The following is a 15021-nucleotide window of genomic DNA, read 5'->3' on the forward strand; positions in this document are numbered from 1 at the left end:
GCTAGAAACCAAAATTACGACTGATCAAGATTAGTATTTTGTTCGAGGGCTTTACGAGCAATGCGAGTGACATAAAGCGTGACACCAACGGTTGCGATCAATCCAAGAATCCGACTGATCCATTGTGCTTTCTGAGCCTCCGGGTTGGTTGCCTGCGCCGTTCCGATCGTTGCCAAACTTCCGGCTAGAGAACCAATGTAGACATATAAGATTGTGCCTGGAATCATGCCAACACAACCTAAGAAATAGTCTTTAAGCGACACTTGGGTAACACCAAACGCATAGTTAAGTAGATTGAATGGGAAAACGGGAGACAGACGAATCAAGATTACAATCTTTAGTCCTTCTCTAGCAACCGCTTCGTCAATCGCCTTGAATTTAGAATTGTTTTCGATCTGTTTAGCAACCCAACTACGGGCAAGATAGCGCCCAATTAAAAAAGCAAGTGTCGCGCCGAGAGTTGCGCCTATAAACACATAAACCGATCCCCAAACAACGCCAAAGACAACGCCTGCACTCAACGTTAAGATTGAACCAGGAACAAAAAATATTGCCGCAAGAACATACACGCTGATGAATACAATGACACCTGTAGCACCAAGATTTTGAATCCAAAGTAGAGTATTCTGAAGCACTGTTTGAGAAATGGAATGTTTACAACGAAATAAGAATTTAGCAATGATTGCGGATCACATGGTTTGAAGAAGAACTGCGAAGCGATCCAAAGGAAATTGCAAAGCGATCGCATGTTCAACCTAAATTCATAGTGGTCGAGAATTCATAGTGGTCGAGTTTGACTGGTCACACTAACCTCTAGAATAGTTCCTAATTCGCATGGAATGAGTGGAATAATTAAAGCGACTTCGATTCTTGGAAGCTTGGTGGAGCCAGTCGCGCTGTCAGAATGAATAGACAACAGGTTGTTTGGAGATGAGTTGTGATTGTGTTTACTCGACGACTATCAGATCAACCGTGCAAAAAGGCTGAGTATTGTTTATCGCTCACCGCTGAAGAACGCCTGCGATCACGCCATGCCTACCAAACGGATGAGGGACAATCAGTGTATCTCAACTTGCCGAGAGGAACCGCACTCAAAGATGGCGATTGGCTGCAATCTGATGCTGGAGATGTCGCTCAAGTGTTTGCCAAACCAGAACCTGTTCTGACGGTAACAGCAACAACCTCTTTAGCCCTGCTGCAAGCGGCATATCATCTTGGAAATCGCCACATTCCGTTGGAGATTACAAATTCTTTTTTAAGGCTGTCGCCGGATTCTGTCTTGCAAAAGTTACTCTTACATCGTGGGCTGCATGTGCTGGAAGAGATCGCTCCTTTTCAACCTGAGACAGGAGCCTATGAGCATCAGCATTAGAGAAATCGGATCATGAAGGGGTGAGTGATTTAATGATGCAAACTCAGAATCGGACTCAAAACCACAGGCTTCTACGCTTGCTTCAACTTGCCAGCCCAGTACTGCCTGTAGGAGCGTATAGCTATTCGGAGGGAATTGAAGCGCTGGTTCAACAGGACACGATAGGAATGACAAATGCCGCCCATCTAGAGCAGTGGCTGAATGAAGAATTACAGTATGGTGCGGTACGGCTTGAAGCGGCCATTATGGTACGGGCATATCGTGCTGTCGTTGCTCAGGATCTAATTGCTTTGGAAGCGTGGAATGATTGGTTATCAGCGGCGCGAGAAACTGAAGAACTGCGATCGCAGAGTCTGCAAATGGGTCGTTCTCTCCTTCGCTTGTTTCAAACGCTCTCCCCTGAGACAGTTTCTCTTCCATCTCAATGTCACTTTGCGATCGCGTTTGGTCTGGTGGCTGCGACTTGGCAGATTGACGTAGAGTGGGCAACGCTTGGCTATTTGCACAGTTGGGCCACCAATCTTGTTAGCGCAGGCATCAAACTGATTCCTCTCGGACAAACGGCGGGACAGCAAATACTCTTCGATTTGGAACCTTCGATTGAATCCGCTGCGCAAAACATTCTCACCTTGCAAGACGATGACTTAAGGAGTTGCGGCTGGGGACTAACTCTAGCAAGCATGGCTCACGAAACCCTGTACAGCCGCTTGTTTCGAAGTTAGAACGGTTTAAGTAACAGACAGTGTTCACAATACCGAACTGATTCGCCTCTAGCAGAAGGGGAAACAACGTTCTAACTACATTAATTTTACAAAGCGACGCGGGCGATCGCTTGTTTCGATGATCGCATTGGTCAATTGGTTAACCAAATAAACAAATGAGTTCCCAAATATAGAAAACGGGTTCCCAAATATAGATTATGAGTTCTCGAATATAGAAAACGAGTTCTCGAAAATACAAAATGGGTTCCTAAATATAGATTATGAGTTCTCGAATATAGAAAACGAGTTCACGAAAGTAGAAAATGAGTTCACGAAAATAGAAAACGAGTTCTTGAATAGAGAAAACAAGTTCTCGAATGTAGAAATTGAAGGTTTTGCACACCCAAATCCAGCTTCATACTCTTTAGTTCTTCCTTAAAGAACAGACGGTTAAGGATGGCTACGCGCTTGATACTATTAATATAATTCTGTCAACTGCACAGGTACAGATAAATTATTAAGTTTTGTAAAAAAGTATTGCGGATAACAGTTACATCGCGCAACCATAGGCCATAGTTTGAGACAACACTAATTGTTGCTCAAACAATCTAAATTCTTTAACTTAGGTAATTTGTTACAAGAACGGACGAGGGCCACGTGCTTCCTGCCCACGTGGAGATCAATGAAAATGAACAATTTTCATTAGTGTTTGATTTTCTAGCTCACCTACTAATTTTTTAAGCGAGTCTGAATAGCTCCGTAAGCAAAGTCTGTATCCAGACAGTGCACAACACTGTTTGACTTTCAACTAGAAACAATTGCCAAACCTTTCGCTCGAAAGGAACTTTACCCTATGCGTACTTCAGAGCAACGCCGACGCCTTTAAGCGATCGCAGCATCCATTAGAAAACTACCCCACTGAATCTGGACGCTAAGCCGAAATAGCCTAGCGCCTGAATTCCGATCGTCAAGATCAACTAATTCACAAGCTTCAGAGTTACCAATATTGTCTGCCGCCACTGAACCTTTGCCCGCAGGCTTATTCGGACTCTAACCCAGGTTTATTTGGACTCTAACAAGGTAGCAGTCAATTCTGCCATCCTTCCCCACAAACAGTTATAGGAAATTGAGATGACTGATCTGCAAACATTTCATCTACCCGCATCTATCACCGGAACACAGAGCGATGTCGTTCTAGCACGCAAACTGATTCAAGCCTGGAGAACTGACGGAATTTTTCAAGTGGCAATAAACGCGATGCAGGAGCGCAAGTCTGAAAGTGCTTTTGCATCAAGTAAGCGGTTCTTTCGGATGCCACAGGAGGTCAAATCGCAATGTATCAGCGATCTGACCTACAGCGGATACATTGCTTTGGGCAAAGAAATCACTGCTGGACAAGCTGATTATTCAGAAATATTTACGGTCTGCCAAGATGTTCCACTTGATGACGCGCGTGTGCAGGCGCACTTACCTTGTCATGGACCAGCGCCTTGGCCAGATGAAGAGTACCAACAATCCATGAAAGCATTCATGGACGAACTTGGCACAATGGGTCAGAGATTGCTGCAACTAACGGCTCTTGGCTTGGAACTCGATGACATTAACACTTTGACCAACTTGACTGAGAATGGCTGGCACCATCTGCGCGTCTTGCGATTCCCAGCAGCATCTCAAGAATCTGCAAGGGGAATCGGCGCGCATACTGATTACGGGCTATTAGTGATCGCTGCTCAGGATGATGTAGGTGGTCTCTATGTCCGTCCACCAGTCGCAGGGGAAAAGCGAAAAAGAAATTGGTTGGCGACCGAAAGTTCAGCAGGACTGTATGAACATGAAGAGCTTTGGACATTCGTGAAGCCTGTACCGAAGGTAGTAACGGTATTTCCGGGTGATATTTTGCAATTTATGACCAACGGCTATCTGCTCTCAACACCTCATAAAGTCAGGCTGAATACCAGAGAACGCTTTGCGCTAGCGTACTTCCATGAACCTAATTTCGATGCCTGTGTCCGTCCTCTGTTTGAGCCATCAAGTGATGAGTACATTCACTACGGAAGGCACTTTACAAATATGTTTATGAGATCTTACCCGGATCGAATCACCACACGCCGCCTTGTGGATGAAGACCGCTTGTCAAATTTAGCTCCTGTGAAAAATAATGCGCTTCGTCGTTTGACTAAGGTGATGTAACTCGCTTCAACCTGTTAAGAGCGCAACGGGTTCATACAAGGTAGTGTTGTGTGGTTGCAACGATCGCATTGCTCTTGTACAGACGCAATTAATTGTGTCTGTACAACAGGGATTGCAGCCGAACAACAAGTTCACAACACTACCCAAGAATAGTTTAAGCTTCTGATTCTAGCGGTGAGAGATACTGCGATTAGCTCTGCCAAGCTCCGAAGGATCGCACTCTGCTTCTACCCCTGTTTCTACTTCTGCTTCAATGCGGTTCAGAAGCTGATCCATGACATATTTCATCACTACAGGCTGTAAGGTAAACGAGCCTGGCTTTTTTTCAATCAGCGATCGCTGTTTTAGTGACAACAATGCTCCTAACAAAGTCGAGGAAGAGATAGGAACAAAATTATGGTGTAATGCCGCGAGTGACGCCCATTCTTGATGAACAGCCAGTACGAAACCTGTTTTTCTAAATCAGACAATCGCTGAAACTGTTCGTCCAGCAACTCATAGATATCGCTAAACGTGATTGGGCCTTGCAGTAAAAAGGTTGTGATATTACTATCAAGCGATCGCTTACCCATTCCTCGCGGTTAATCGTCCCTTAGATCAACGACCTACTTTTTTCGGAAACGATGGGAGATCAACAGCTGCCAGAGATGGCAGCTTTTTCTGCGATCGCGTCGGATACACCACAGGAGAGGGTGCACTGCCGGAGGATGCCGCTACTCCAGCTTGTTCTAACGGTACAGACTGCTTTCTAGAAGAATTTAGTGTGATGAACGGAGACGATCCTTCATGATTCTCAAAGGTGACAAACGAAGCACTCTTGCTTTCTTCGTTCTTACCCTCTTCACTGCGCTCTACGGGGATTGCATTTGCTTCTAACGAAGTGAAAGCAGGTTCATCGACCTTGCCCAATTTGCTGATTTCAAGCTGGTCAATTTCAAGCCCATCTTGAGTTGCACGATCGTCACTGATAGCCACTTCATCATGGTTGTCCCCCGTCTGATCGACAGCGTCAAGCTGATCAGCGATGCCTTCTGCGACAAACCGATCTGAGTGTTCAGAAGGGGCGGTTGGTTCTAAAGAAATTGGGGCTGACCGTTGAACTTCCGCAGTACGTTGTACTTCCCCTGCCCGCAGGACGGGAGGCATCTCCGGTGGGGTGAATAGTTGAATTCCACGCTGAAGGTCAGCTAATTCTGAAGAGGCGTGCTTGATGGTGTAACTCAGCGCGATCGCTTTAGGAATCGGCGCAATGACGCAGTCCTCCGAACTTCGCTCTACAAAACTCTGCGGAGCCTGAGCGCGAACAGCACGTGGAGCGGCGCGGTTCAGTTCGTCTTCTAGGCCATGCAAGGCTTCCATCGAATCGTGCGACTCTTGAACTGAGCCTGACGCGGATTGTCCTTGTAACTCAAAGGAGTCAGAGGGAAGGTCTGTCATCCAGGATGTTTCGGCTAACAGATCGGCTGTCCACGATGCCTGATCTCGCGAGGTAACTTGCTCTTGGTCTAGGGTCGTCTCAAACTCGGCATCAAATGCTGGGAATCCGGGTGAGGCTGACCACGGTTGAACCGGCTGCGATTTGACAAAAGCGACCGAGGAGTCTGACAGATCCCCCTCTTCGTCTGCAAGTTCAACCTGTTCTGGCAGATGCACTGGAGCGTGAGCCGGCGCATCTAAGCACTTCTCAAGGGCAGCTTTGAATTGCAATGTGTAGCGCTGCTGACGATGCAGGCGCGATCGCAGATCCCGACAGAGGATTTCAGCTTGCCGCGTTCCTTGCAGTTGTTCACTGTAGCGTTGCTGCGTCAGAGCACATTCCCGCTCTAGTTGGGCAACTTGTTCTTGGCTCGATTCAAGCTGGGCGGTGAGGGTTTCGACCAAAATTTGCTGCTTTTGAGCGCTTTGATGAGCGATCTCTAATTCTTGAAAAAGCTGAGTCAAATGCTCTTGAGCCGTAACTAGCTCTTGAGTGCGCTGGGCGAACTGCACGTCTTGCTCGCGAATACGCTGTCCGGCGAAGTCTAAATCTTTGCGTAATTTAGCAATCAGAGCTACATGCTCGCGCGATCGCTGCTGAGCGCTTGCATACTGTGCGCCTGCTAAAGTTTCTAATCGTTCTGTTTCACTCTGTCGTAGGGTTTCAGAGTGAGCTAAGGCAGCTTCTAAGCTACTAACATGCTCCTGCAACTCCCCATTTTGCCGTTCTAATTCTTGGATGCGTTCGACAGGTTCAGCATGAGGAAGCGCATCGACCGGAATGGCGTCTGGAAAATCTACTGTTGTCCATTCTTCATGGGTTTGGGGCGCGATGGCAACAATCCCTTCCTCGATTGGCTGAGAAGCGTCCTGATCCGGATTGGACTCAAACAAATTAGAGGAGTTGTTAGGGATTTCAGCTTCACTCATTGCTTTTAAAACCTAAGAAAATGCGGTGTCCAGGCTAGTAACGACTCTCTACAAGAGACTCAGCTATTAGTTATAGCGACAGTTCAAGAGAATAGAACATATTCTTAAAAAAATCTGTCAAGCTAACAACTAAATTTTGTTAAGCCGACACTTAAATGTATCAGCAAGCAAAACAATATTAACGGGATTAAAGAACAAATTACGCTTAAACTCTTAAGATTTCCTGATGCATGAAGGCACGATCGACAAGAGATTGCCGCTGATCGTCTGAGAGGGCCTCTCCGTTCGCATACTCTTCTAGCCACAGGTGGCTTATCTGATTGGCGGTTGGCGGCAATTCTGAGAGTTCGCAGCCTGGTAATTCTAACTGCGTCATCAGTTGACTAACTTTAGGATCATAGCTGAGAGCAAACGTGCGACATCCTTCTGCGGCTGCCATAATCACTCCATGCAATCGCATTGCGATCGCCATTTCCACCCCTCGAAATACCCCTTTTAATAATTGCGGATCGTCGAGCATCAGAATTCGACTTTCTCCAGGCAATTGAGGCTGAATCGTTTGCGCGATCGTCAGATCTTGACTCGCCTGAAAGGGAACCAACAATACACACACCTGAGTTGCTTTCTGAAAGTCGATTAAGGCGCGAGTTAAAAGATGCAATCGATCGGGCGTGAGTAGGGGATGCGATCGCAAGTTCACTGCCACTCGCGGCGCAGGCAAATCCCACAAGCCTTCAACCGGCATTGACTCCATCGCCCACACCGGATCGGGCGCAAGCAGAAACGGAATTTTCCACTCGTGCAGCAGCGCTGCTGAACCGCGATCACGCACACTCACCGCCGTACAGTGGCGGAAGACCTGTTTTGCCGACCAGCGATTAAACGAGCGACAAATTGGACCAATGCCCTGCGCCCACGCGATCGTTTTTAATCCCATAATTTGCGCAATTGCCATCAACCCGGTGTAGTAAACCGGACTCAGCGCACTAGTCGCATCTTGAATTAGACTTCCGCCGCCCCAAATAAACAGATCGGCAGTGCGAAGTGCCCCAATCACCGCTGTAAAAGACTTACGATCGCAGCTTTCAACCCCATAGCGATCGCGGGTTTGCTCAGGATTACCTGACAGTACCACTGGCTCAACCTCAGGAGGTAACATTTGCAGCAATGACGCTAGCAACGCTTCGTCGCCGCCATTGCCCATGCCGTAGTAACCAGACAAAACAGCCCGCATAATAGAAGGAATAATAGGGTTCCTCAAACCTTACACTATCCTTGATCCCTGTTGTCTAACCTAGTTATCTAAACCTAGTCGTCTAACCTAGTTGTCTAACCCAACGGTTCAACCTTATGCACGCACTTTCAATTCCAACTTGGGTGATTCATATTTCCAGCGTCATTGAATGGATTGCGGCGATCTGGCTAATTTGGCGCTATGCCGAAGTCAGCGGCGATTCGACCTGGCGATCGCTCTCGTTTGGAATGCTGCCTGCTTTGGTCAGCGCTATGTGTGCCTGCACCTGGCATTTCTTCGATAATCCTCCGTCTCTCGAATGGCTCGTCACCCTGCAAGCGGCTATGACGGTAGTCGGAAATTGCACCGTCGCGATCGCCGCTTGGTGGATCTGGCGCGGCGGCAAAAAGCTAGAAGAAAGCTAACTTCACTCCTCCTGGCATCAGCATTGCCATAAAGCGACCCTCATCCCTCATCTCTCCCTCATCCATGTCCAAAGAATCCCTCTTCGCCCTCTCCCTCTTCCCTTATCTCGCTTTCCTCTGGTTCCTCACCCGCTCTGGAAAAACGCCCAGACTCGCCCTGATTGGCTTTTACATGCTCCTTGTATTTGTCGTTGTTACGATTCCAGCAGGCATTTACGCGACCATCGCGTATGGAGAGCAACTCGCTAACATTGACTGGCTCCACGGCGCAGCGGAATTCTTTCTCACGTTGTCCAATATCCTGGTTGTTCTCGGATTTCGGCAAGCCATCATCGACAAAACTCAGTCCTCTGACTCTAAACCCGTTTAATGTCATCCCGTTACACTCTCGCGATTCATACCAGCAGTCCAGATTTAGGATTGGCAATTTCAGATGGTGGAGACATTCGCCAGCAGGTTTGGCCTTTGGGGCGAGAACAGTCAAATCTCATGCATCATCATCTGCAAGCGTTTCTCCAACCTCAAACGTGGGCGGAGTTGAGCGCTCTTGCCGTCGCGATCGGGCCTGGTGGATTTACCGGAACTCGGATCGGCGTTGTGTTGGCAAGAACCTTGGCACAGCAGCTACAGATCCCCTTATTTGGTGTGTCAAGCTTAGCGGCAATTGCTCAGCAAGAAGCAGATCGTTTGTCCCACCGTTCGCTTCCTTCGGAGTTGTCCTTTGAGCAAATTGCGGTTCAAATGCCTGCCCAGCGAGGACAACTTTTTACTGGGATCTATCAAGTTTCAGATCAGTTCACGGTCATGCAATCTGATGCTGTCATGACTGAAGCAGTGTGGCAAGAAACCTTGGCAACCTTAGAGAAGCCCTATCATCTTGTCAAAGCTGAATCGAACCAGGGTGATTACGTCACCGGTGTTTTAGAACTTGCTCATCGAGCACGAACCGCCGGACATCAGCCAAATTGGTCGGACGTTCTACCCTTCTATGGACAACATCCCATAGAGTAACGTTGACGAGTAACGCTTACCTATGACCACTCACTCCCTTCAAGCTATTTGGATTACTTCAGAAGCGTTTTATCCCTTTGGGCAACTGATTCGCGCTTCTGACGATGGCGCACCCTATGGCACAAAAGATGCTCAACTGCACCTCCAGAATGGCATTCCTCGGTTTTACATCATGCGTCTGACACGGCGCGGTCGCCTCTTCGATCGCATTACCCGCCACCAGAAGTGTACGCAATGTCTCGGTTCGCTAGAAGGAAAAGATTGGCTATTGGCCGTTGCGCCGCCGAGCCATGACAGTCGCCCACCTCTAGACACGATTACCGCCTTTAGAATTCCGGGAGATTGCTTTATCAAGCTTGAACTGGGCACATGGCACGCCGGGCCTTATTTCGACACCGACTTTATCGACTTCTACAACCTGGAGCTGAGTGATACTAACATCACCGATCACGACACCTACAATCTCAAAACCGCTTACGGTGCTGCCTTCGAGATTTTGCTATGACGCCCTAAAAGCCATTTAGAAGTTTCCCTCCCATGCTTGGAAGAGGGATTTAGGGTGAGAGCAGAAGATGTTGGCAAGAAGTCTATCGGGCATTAACTAATCCTGATTCCAGTGGTTTCAACATCGCCCGTCCCGTCCATGCTCATTGCAATCTTCCTCAATTGCGCTAGCACCCGCGAATGCGGCAAACGTCCCATCAAGATCACTACACGACCCCGCTGTGTGACTCGCAGATCTTCTATCTCTGCGATCGCAACGCTCTCTCGAAAGGCTGCTAAAACCCGCTTTGACAGACCATTGTGATCATATTCCCCATTCAGCCCAATGCGTTCAGGTGGAATTGTGCTGAATAGAGCATAGGGCATTTCTTTCACCGTCGAGGGTTGGTTAGGTCTAGAGGGCAGTCTTTCAACCAGCGGTCTTTCATTCAATGGAGTTGGCATCTGCACCGAAGATTTCATAGCGCTCCGCGAAGAAAAGGTAGAAGTTCTCTTTATTAGAAATTTATAAAAGAGTTTCGACAATCTATCTCAAGGCGGAGGTTATTTTTAGTATCAAATCTAACAAATGCTAGAAAGAGCACTAATTGTATTGCAAAACACAATACAATCACCATGCTTTTCTCGATCACGAGAGCTGCACAGCAGTGATTAGCTCAGCCAAGTTCTAAAGGATCGCGGAAGGAACGATACCGAAATTAGATTGTAAGTCAGGACACTGTAAAACTCCAGAATTTGAAACTGGACGTTACTTCTAGCAATCAATTGCAACAGTTTTAGCGAACGACTTGTTTCATGTAGTTCCCCCATAACCCAGCAGCGATACCGCTATTCCCGTTTGTAGAGGTGTTCTCGTCGTTTCCTAACCAAATTCCCGTTACAATTTCGCGATTTGGTATATACCCAACAAACCATAAATCTATATTGTCATTTGTTGTTCCGGTCTTGCCTGCCTCTCCCAAACCGAGAGCGGCACTTTGCCCTGTTCCAGAGCGCACCACGCCTTGCAACATAGAAGTCATCGTATTAGCAACGTCCGCTGGAATCGCTTGAACGTTATTCTCTCCGTCTTGATCCGCGCGGTAAACGATTCGACAGGTGCTAAGGTCTTCGCGCGTTTTACAATCGCTACTGTCGAGAATGCGTTTAATCGTGTGGGGTCGATTCTGCACACCTTGGTTTGCCAAAACGCCAAAGGCTCCGGTCAGTTCTAGCGGAGTGACTTCGCTTTGTCCTAAAACGAGTCCGGGCACGGGATTTAGATTTGAGCGAATGCCCATCTTGCGAGCCGTATCAACGACTTGGTCGAGTCCGACTTCCTGAGCGACACGCAGTGCAATCACGTTCTCCGATTGGGCAACCCCAGTCGCCATATCCAGACTACCGCCGCCAGTCCGACAGCCATCAAACGTGCTGCCACCCCATGAGAGCGGAGCACACGAGAACGACGCACTGGGAGGAATGCCTTGAGCGATCGCACTGGTGTAGGCAAAAATTTTGAATGTTGATCCCGGCTGACGCTGGGCTTGAGTGGCCCGATTAAATTGGCTTTCTTCATAGTCCACGCCGCCGACTAGTGCCATCACCTCCCCTGTTTTTGCATTCAGGGTGACTAAGGCTCCTTGCGAAAATCCGGCGCTACTGCCTTGAGTCTCGACCGTGTTACGTAAGTTACTTTCGGCCGCAGTTTGCATTCGCTTATCGAGTCCGGTTTCAACAATGAAATTGCCTTCTCTTGCCAAATCTCCACCGAGCAACTCTTCTAACTCGTCAAACACCGCGCTGTAGTAATAGGGCGCGATCGTACTGGTTAATTCTTGGCGAGCCGCCGGACTGATTTCCAACCGCGATCGCCGCGCCCGCTGCGCCTCTTCTTGTGAAACCATGCCTTGCTCTGCCATCCGCGTGATCACGCCATCGCGATACCTGATCGCACTTTTATAGCTCCGAACTGGGTTAAAGCTGTTGGGTGCAGGCAGAATTCCGACCAGAGTTGCCGCTTCAGACAGATCGAGATCTTTGGAGGACTTGCCAAAGTAAAACTGAGCCGCATCTTCAAACCCGTAGATGCCGCTACCCAGGTAAACCCGATTGAGATAGGTCAGCAGCAAATAATCTTTGCTGTAGACCGTCTCCAATTTGAGCGCCACGATCGCTTCTCGAAGCTTGCGACCCGCAGAGTCCTGTCGCCCTACATAATCTCTGAATGTGTTTCGCGCGAGTTGTTGCGTTAGGGTACTGCCCCCTTCTCGAATTTCGCCGCCTTTGATATTGGTGACTAAGGCTCGACTTGTACCAATCGGATCGACGCCAATGTGCCAATAGTAGCGAGAGTCTTCAGACGCCATCAGGGCCTTGGGCAAGTAGGGCGAAAATTCGCGTAGGTTTTGCATTTCCAAGTGGCGTTGGGTGCGCGGCGTTCTCAACGGTTCGCCATCTTTAGACGACACCACCACTGGGCCTTGAACCGAAACGGGCAGTGGGTAAACCGAAAATTTTTGCCATTCAACGCCAATAATCAACGCGGTTAGGGCTGAAGCGGCTGTTACCCCATACAAGCCATAGCGCACCGCTTTGAGATACCAGGGAATGGGATCTTTGAACTCAAGGCGAACGGCAGCGGCGAGTTCTGGTGGCCCTAAGGTCAGCACATCACCGTTGTAAAGGGTTTTAGAGCGGAGTCTCCGCTTCCCGCGATAGATGCCATTGGTGGACTCTTCATCGCGGATTAAAAAGCGCGATCGCATCGGGATGCCCAAAAACTTGCGCTTGCGATCGCGCTTCACCACTAGATGCGTCTGGCTCACGACCGGATTTCGCACCACAATGTCACACGCCTTAGAACTACGCCCCAACACGTAGCGATCGCCCAGTAACGGAAAAACATCGGCGGTTGGCGCGTCTGCATCCTGCACCAAAAGCTCTGGTACACGGGCGTTAGGCTTAATTTTGAGACGAGAGAAGTTAATTCTTGTCAGCGTCGTCTTGACTGCCTGAGTCATTGTACCCAGCAGCGTTTTCGATGCCTTGCGTGAATTTCCAGCAGGGGGGCGGGGGGGTAGCGGCGGTTGAGTCATGCGATATCGAGCAGCAGTACTGCGTTCCATTCTAAAGGAGGAGACAGACGAAGCATCGCCCTTCGTCTCCTCTGAGTATCTCTAACTACCGTTTGAAGGGGTCGTGTTCCGCCAAAATTTTCTCTAGTTTTGCTTCATCGACTCGTGAGATTAATCGTTTTGATTCGTGAATGTCGCGTACTGTCTTCGACAAGCTGAACGTAGAGGCAATCGAAAACACCGTTCCCATGCCCACATAGGACTTAACCCAGCCATCCACAGGCAGGCAGAAGATGCCTACGGTGGTTGCCGAAACTGAAATCACGAACGCTGCCCACGATTGAACAATCCAGGCATTGCTATGGATTTGGGGAGCGGTATCGAGTTTCTGCATACTAACCTCAAAAAGAAAAGGAAATTGTGTTTTCACAATATCAGTTAATTCGTACGCGAAGTATTTTAAGTGGACACTCGACAAAGCGGCTTGAAAATGCACAATTTGAAATCTGGACAATTAAAATTTTGGACGAAAACGAATGCCCATTTAATCGTTTTGCATAGTTCAAAATTTCTGCCGTGTAAAGCTTTGATGAATTTTAATGACCTTGCAAATAATGAATGATGAGTAGCAATCTCTCACTTTATTCAGGTCTCCTAACAATCTTGTTAGACAGGTAGATATTGTCTGATTAAACTAGTAGTGAAGATTCGTGTGTAACGTTTCGCAATACTCCTCTCTGCCCTTTGTCCTACTCTCTTCTAAACTCACATGCTTAATTCAACCCAGCCTCATCGTGTCGTCATTATCGGTGGCGGCTTCGGCGGACTCTACGCTGCCAAAGCCTTTGCTCAGTCCGCTAACGTCGAAGTGACTGTAATCGACAAACGGAACTTCCACCTGTTCCAGCCACTCCTCTATCAGGTAGCTACTGGAACACTGTCTCCAGCCGATATTTCGTCTCCCCTGCGATCAATTCTCAGTCAGCAGAAAAATGCGCGCGTCTTGATGAAAGAAGTCGTAGATATCGATGCCGAGCAGCAAGCGGTAATTACGTCAGAGTCGGTGATTCCGTATGACACGCTGATTGTGGCAACCGGAGTGAGCCATCACTATTTTGGCAACGATCAGTGGAAGGAGTCGGCTCCAGGTCTCAAAACTGTAGAAGATGCGCTCGAAATTCGCCGCAAAATTTTCGTGGCGTTTGAAGCGGCAGAGAAAGAAACCGATCCCGAAAAGCGTAAGGCACTGCTGACGTTTGTGATTGTCGGTGCAGGTCCGACGGGTGTTGAACTAGCAGGCGCGATCGCAGATCTGGCATACACCACCCTGAAGCATGATTTTCGCACGATCGATACTCGTGAAACCCGCGTGATGCTGCTAGAAGGACTCGATCGTGTCCTGCCTCCCTTCGCCCCCGACCTCTCTGAAAAAGCCAAAGAAGCGCTGACTCGTCGTGGCGTCACCGTGTCAACCAGCACGCGAGTCACCCAAATTGAAGCTAATGCCGTTACGTTTCAGAAAGGCGAAACAACAGAAACGATTGCCGCGCAAACGATTCTGTGGGCAGCAGGCGTGAAAGCGTCCTCGATGGGACGAGTGCTAGAGCAGCGTGCAGAAGCTTCGCTCGATCGCGTCGGTCGAGTCATGGTCGAGGCCGATTTGAGTTTGCCAAAGTATCCCAACATTCTTGTGATTGGCGACCTAGCGCACTTCAACCATCACGATGGAACGCCGCTTCCAGGAGTCGCCCCGGTTGCGATGCAGGAAGGGGACTATGTAGCGCGGCTCGTTCAAGCGCGGCTGCAAAATCGTGCTATCCCTGAATTTGTCTACCGAAACGTGGGCAGCCTTGCAGTGATTGGACGCAATGATGCTGTCGTCGATCTAGGATTCATTCGATTCTCCGGCTTTATTGCTTGGTTTGTCTGGATCGTCGCGCATATCTATTACCTGATCGAGTTTGACAACAAACTTGTCGTGATGGTGCAGTGGGCGTGGGATTATGTCACCCGTAAGCGAGGGGCTAGACTCATCACCGGCACGGAGCTTGAAGAATTAGGGACAAAGCCAGCCTCAGAACTTGATAAATCTCCGATTAAGGTGTAGAGGAAGTAGGGCAGA

16 protein-coding genes are annotated in these 15021 nt (G+C 48.6%); 8 read left to right on the forward strand and 8 right to left on the reverse strand.

All coding sequences use genetic code 11. The annotated features are described in order from the left end of the window. Positions 1–14 precede the first annotated feature (14 nt). The gene (locus AC5JLB_RS14105; protein ID WP_495874459.1) at positions 15–635 is read right to left on the reverse strand and encodes a TVP38/TMEM64 family protein; all 621 of its coding nucleotides are present in this window, start codon (positions 633–635) and stop codon (positions 15–17) included. Positions 636–943: 308 nt separating this feature from the next. Between AC5JLB_RS14105 and ureE the strand changes: the two genes are divergently transcribed. From ureE to AC5JLB_RS14120, 3 genes are all read left to right on the forward strand, one after another. Further along, positions 944–1372: an urease accessory protein UreE gene (gene ureE, locus AC5JLB_RS14110; RefSeq protein WP_495874460.1), complete on the forward strand. Its 429-nt coding sequence runs from the start codon at positions 944–946 to the stop codon at positions 1370–1372. Positions 1373–1404: 32 nt separating this feature from the next. Beyond that, on the forward strand, positions 1405–2094 hold the full coding sequence (locus AC5JLB_RS14115; protein ID WP_495874461.1) for an urease accessory protein UreF: 690 nt from the start codon (positions 1405–1407) through the stop codon (positions 2092–2094). A 1110-nt stretch (positions 2095–3204) separates the two neighbouring features. Further along, complete coding sequence (locus AC5JLB_RS14120; RefSeq protein ID WP_495874462.1) at positions 3205–4263, forward strand: 2-oxoglutarate and iron-dependent oxygenase domain-containing protein; 1059 nt, start codon at positions 3205–3207, stop codon at positions 4261–4263. Between the two features lie 168 nt (positions 4264–4431). On the opposite strand, the gene AC5JLB_RS14125 is transcribed toward AC5JLB_RS14120, so the two are convergent. From AC5JLB_RS14125 to csaB, 4 genes are all read right to left on the reverse strand, one after another. Then, positions 4432–4620: a hypothetical protein gene (locus tag AC5JLB_RS14125; RefSeq protein WP_495874463.1), complete on the reverse strand. Its 189-nt coding sequence runs from the start codon at positions 4618–4620 to the stop codon at positions 4432–4434. Between the two features lie 5 nt (positions 4621–4625). Next, complete coding sequence (locus AC5JLB_RS14130; protein WP_495874464.1) at positions 4626–4835, reverse strand: hypothetical protein; 210 nt, start codon at positions 4833–4835, stop codon at positions 4626–4628. Between the two features lie 25 nt (positions 4836–4860). Further along, on the reverse strand, positions 4861–6669 hold the full coding sequence (locus AC5JLB_RS14135) for a hypothetical protein (RefSeq protein ID WP_495874465.1): 1809 nt from the start codon (positions 6667–6669) through the stop codon (positions 4861–4863). A 205-nt stretch (positions 6670–6874) separates the two neighbouring features. Further along, a complete protein-coding gene (gene csaB, locus AC5JLB_RS14140; protein WP_495874466.1) occupies positions 6875–7903 on the reverse strand; it encodes a polysaccharide pyruvyl transferase CsaB in 1029 nt (342 codons plus the stop codon). 116 nt (positions 7904–8019) lie between these two features. On the opposite strand from csaB, the gene AC5JLB_RS14145 reads away from it, so the two are divergent. The 4 genes from AC5JLB_RS14145 (at position 8020) to AC5JLB_RS14160 (ending at position 9844) form a co-directional block, all read left to right on the forward strand. Then, on the forward strand, positions 8020–8328 hold the full coding sequence (locus AC5JLB_RS14145; protein WP_495874467.1) for a DUF2499 domain-containing protein: 309 nt from the start codon (positions 8020–8022) through the stop codon (positions 8326–8328). Positions 8329–8392: 64 nt separating this feature from the next. Then, complete coding sequence (locus AC5JLB_RS14150) at positions 8393–8698, forward strand: DUF3593 domain-containing protein (protein ID WP_495874468.1); 306 nt, start codon at positions 8393–8395, stop codon at positions 8696–8698. Beyond that, positions 8698–9339, forward strand: coding sequence for a tRNA (adenosine(37)-N6)-threonylcarbamoyltransferase complex dimerization subunit type 1 TsaB (gene tsaB / locus AC5JLB_RS14155; protein WP_495874469.1), 642 nt, complete (start codon positions 8698–8700; stop codon positions 9337–9339). The genes AC5JLB_RS14150 and tsaB overlap by 1 nt, the downstream gene beginning before the upstream one ends. A 22-nt stretch (positions 9340–9361) precedes the next feature. After that, positions 9362–9844 (forward strand): ureidoglycolate lyase, encoded by a 483-nt coding sequence (locus tag AC5JLB_RS14160; RefSeq protein WP_495874470.1) that lies wholly within the window; start codon positions 9362–9364, stop codon positions 9842–9844. Positions 9845–9936: 92 nt separating this feature from the next. Here the strand turns inward: AC5JLB_RS14160 and AC5JLB_RS14165 are convergent, their stop codons facing one another. The 3 genes from AC5JLB_RS14165 to AC5JLB_RS14175 all read right to left on the reverse strand — a co-directional run bounded on the left by AC5JLB_RS14165 (position 9937) and on the right by AC5JLB_RS14175 (position 13293). After that, entirely contained in the window at positions 9937–10305 is a 369-nt protein-coding gene (locus AC5JLB_RS14165; RefSeq protein ID WP_495874471.1) for a hypothetical protein, read from the reverse strand. 314 nt (positions 10306–10619) lie between these two features. Next, the gene (locus tag AC5JLB_RS14170) at positions 10620–12950 is read right to left on the reverse strand and encodes a transglycosylase domain-containing protein (protein ID WP_495874472.1); all 2331 of its coding nucleotides are present in this window, start codon (positions 12948–12950) and stop codon (positions 10620–10622) included. 55 nt (positions 12951–13005) lie between these two features. Further along, positions 13006–13293, reverse strand: coding sequence for a YiaA/YiaB family inner membrane protein (locus AC5JLB_RS14175; RefSeq protein WP_495874473.1), 288 nt, complete (start codon positions 13291–13293; stop codon positions 13006–13008). 375 nt (positions 13294–13668) lie between these two features. On the opposite strand from AC5JLB_RS14175, the gene AC5JLB_RS14180 reads away from it, so the two are divergent. Continuing rightward, a complete protein-coding gene (locus tag AC5JLB_RS14180) occupies positions 13669–15006 on the forward strand; it encodes an NAD(P)/FAD-dependent oxidoreductase (protein WP_495874474.1) in 1338 nt (445 codons plus the stop codon). Positions 15007–15021: the final 15 nt, after the last annotated feature.

The sequence above is a fragment of the Myxacorys chilensis genome, from assembly GCF_059505265.1.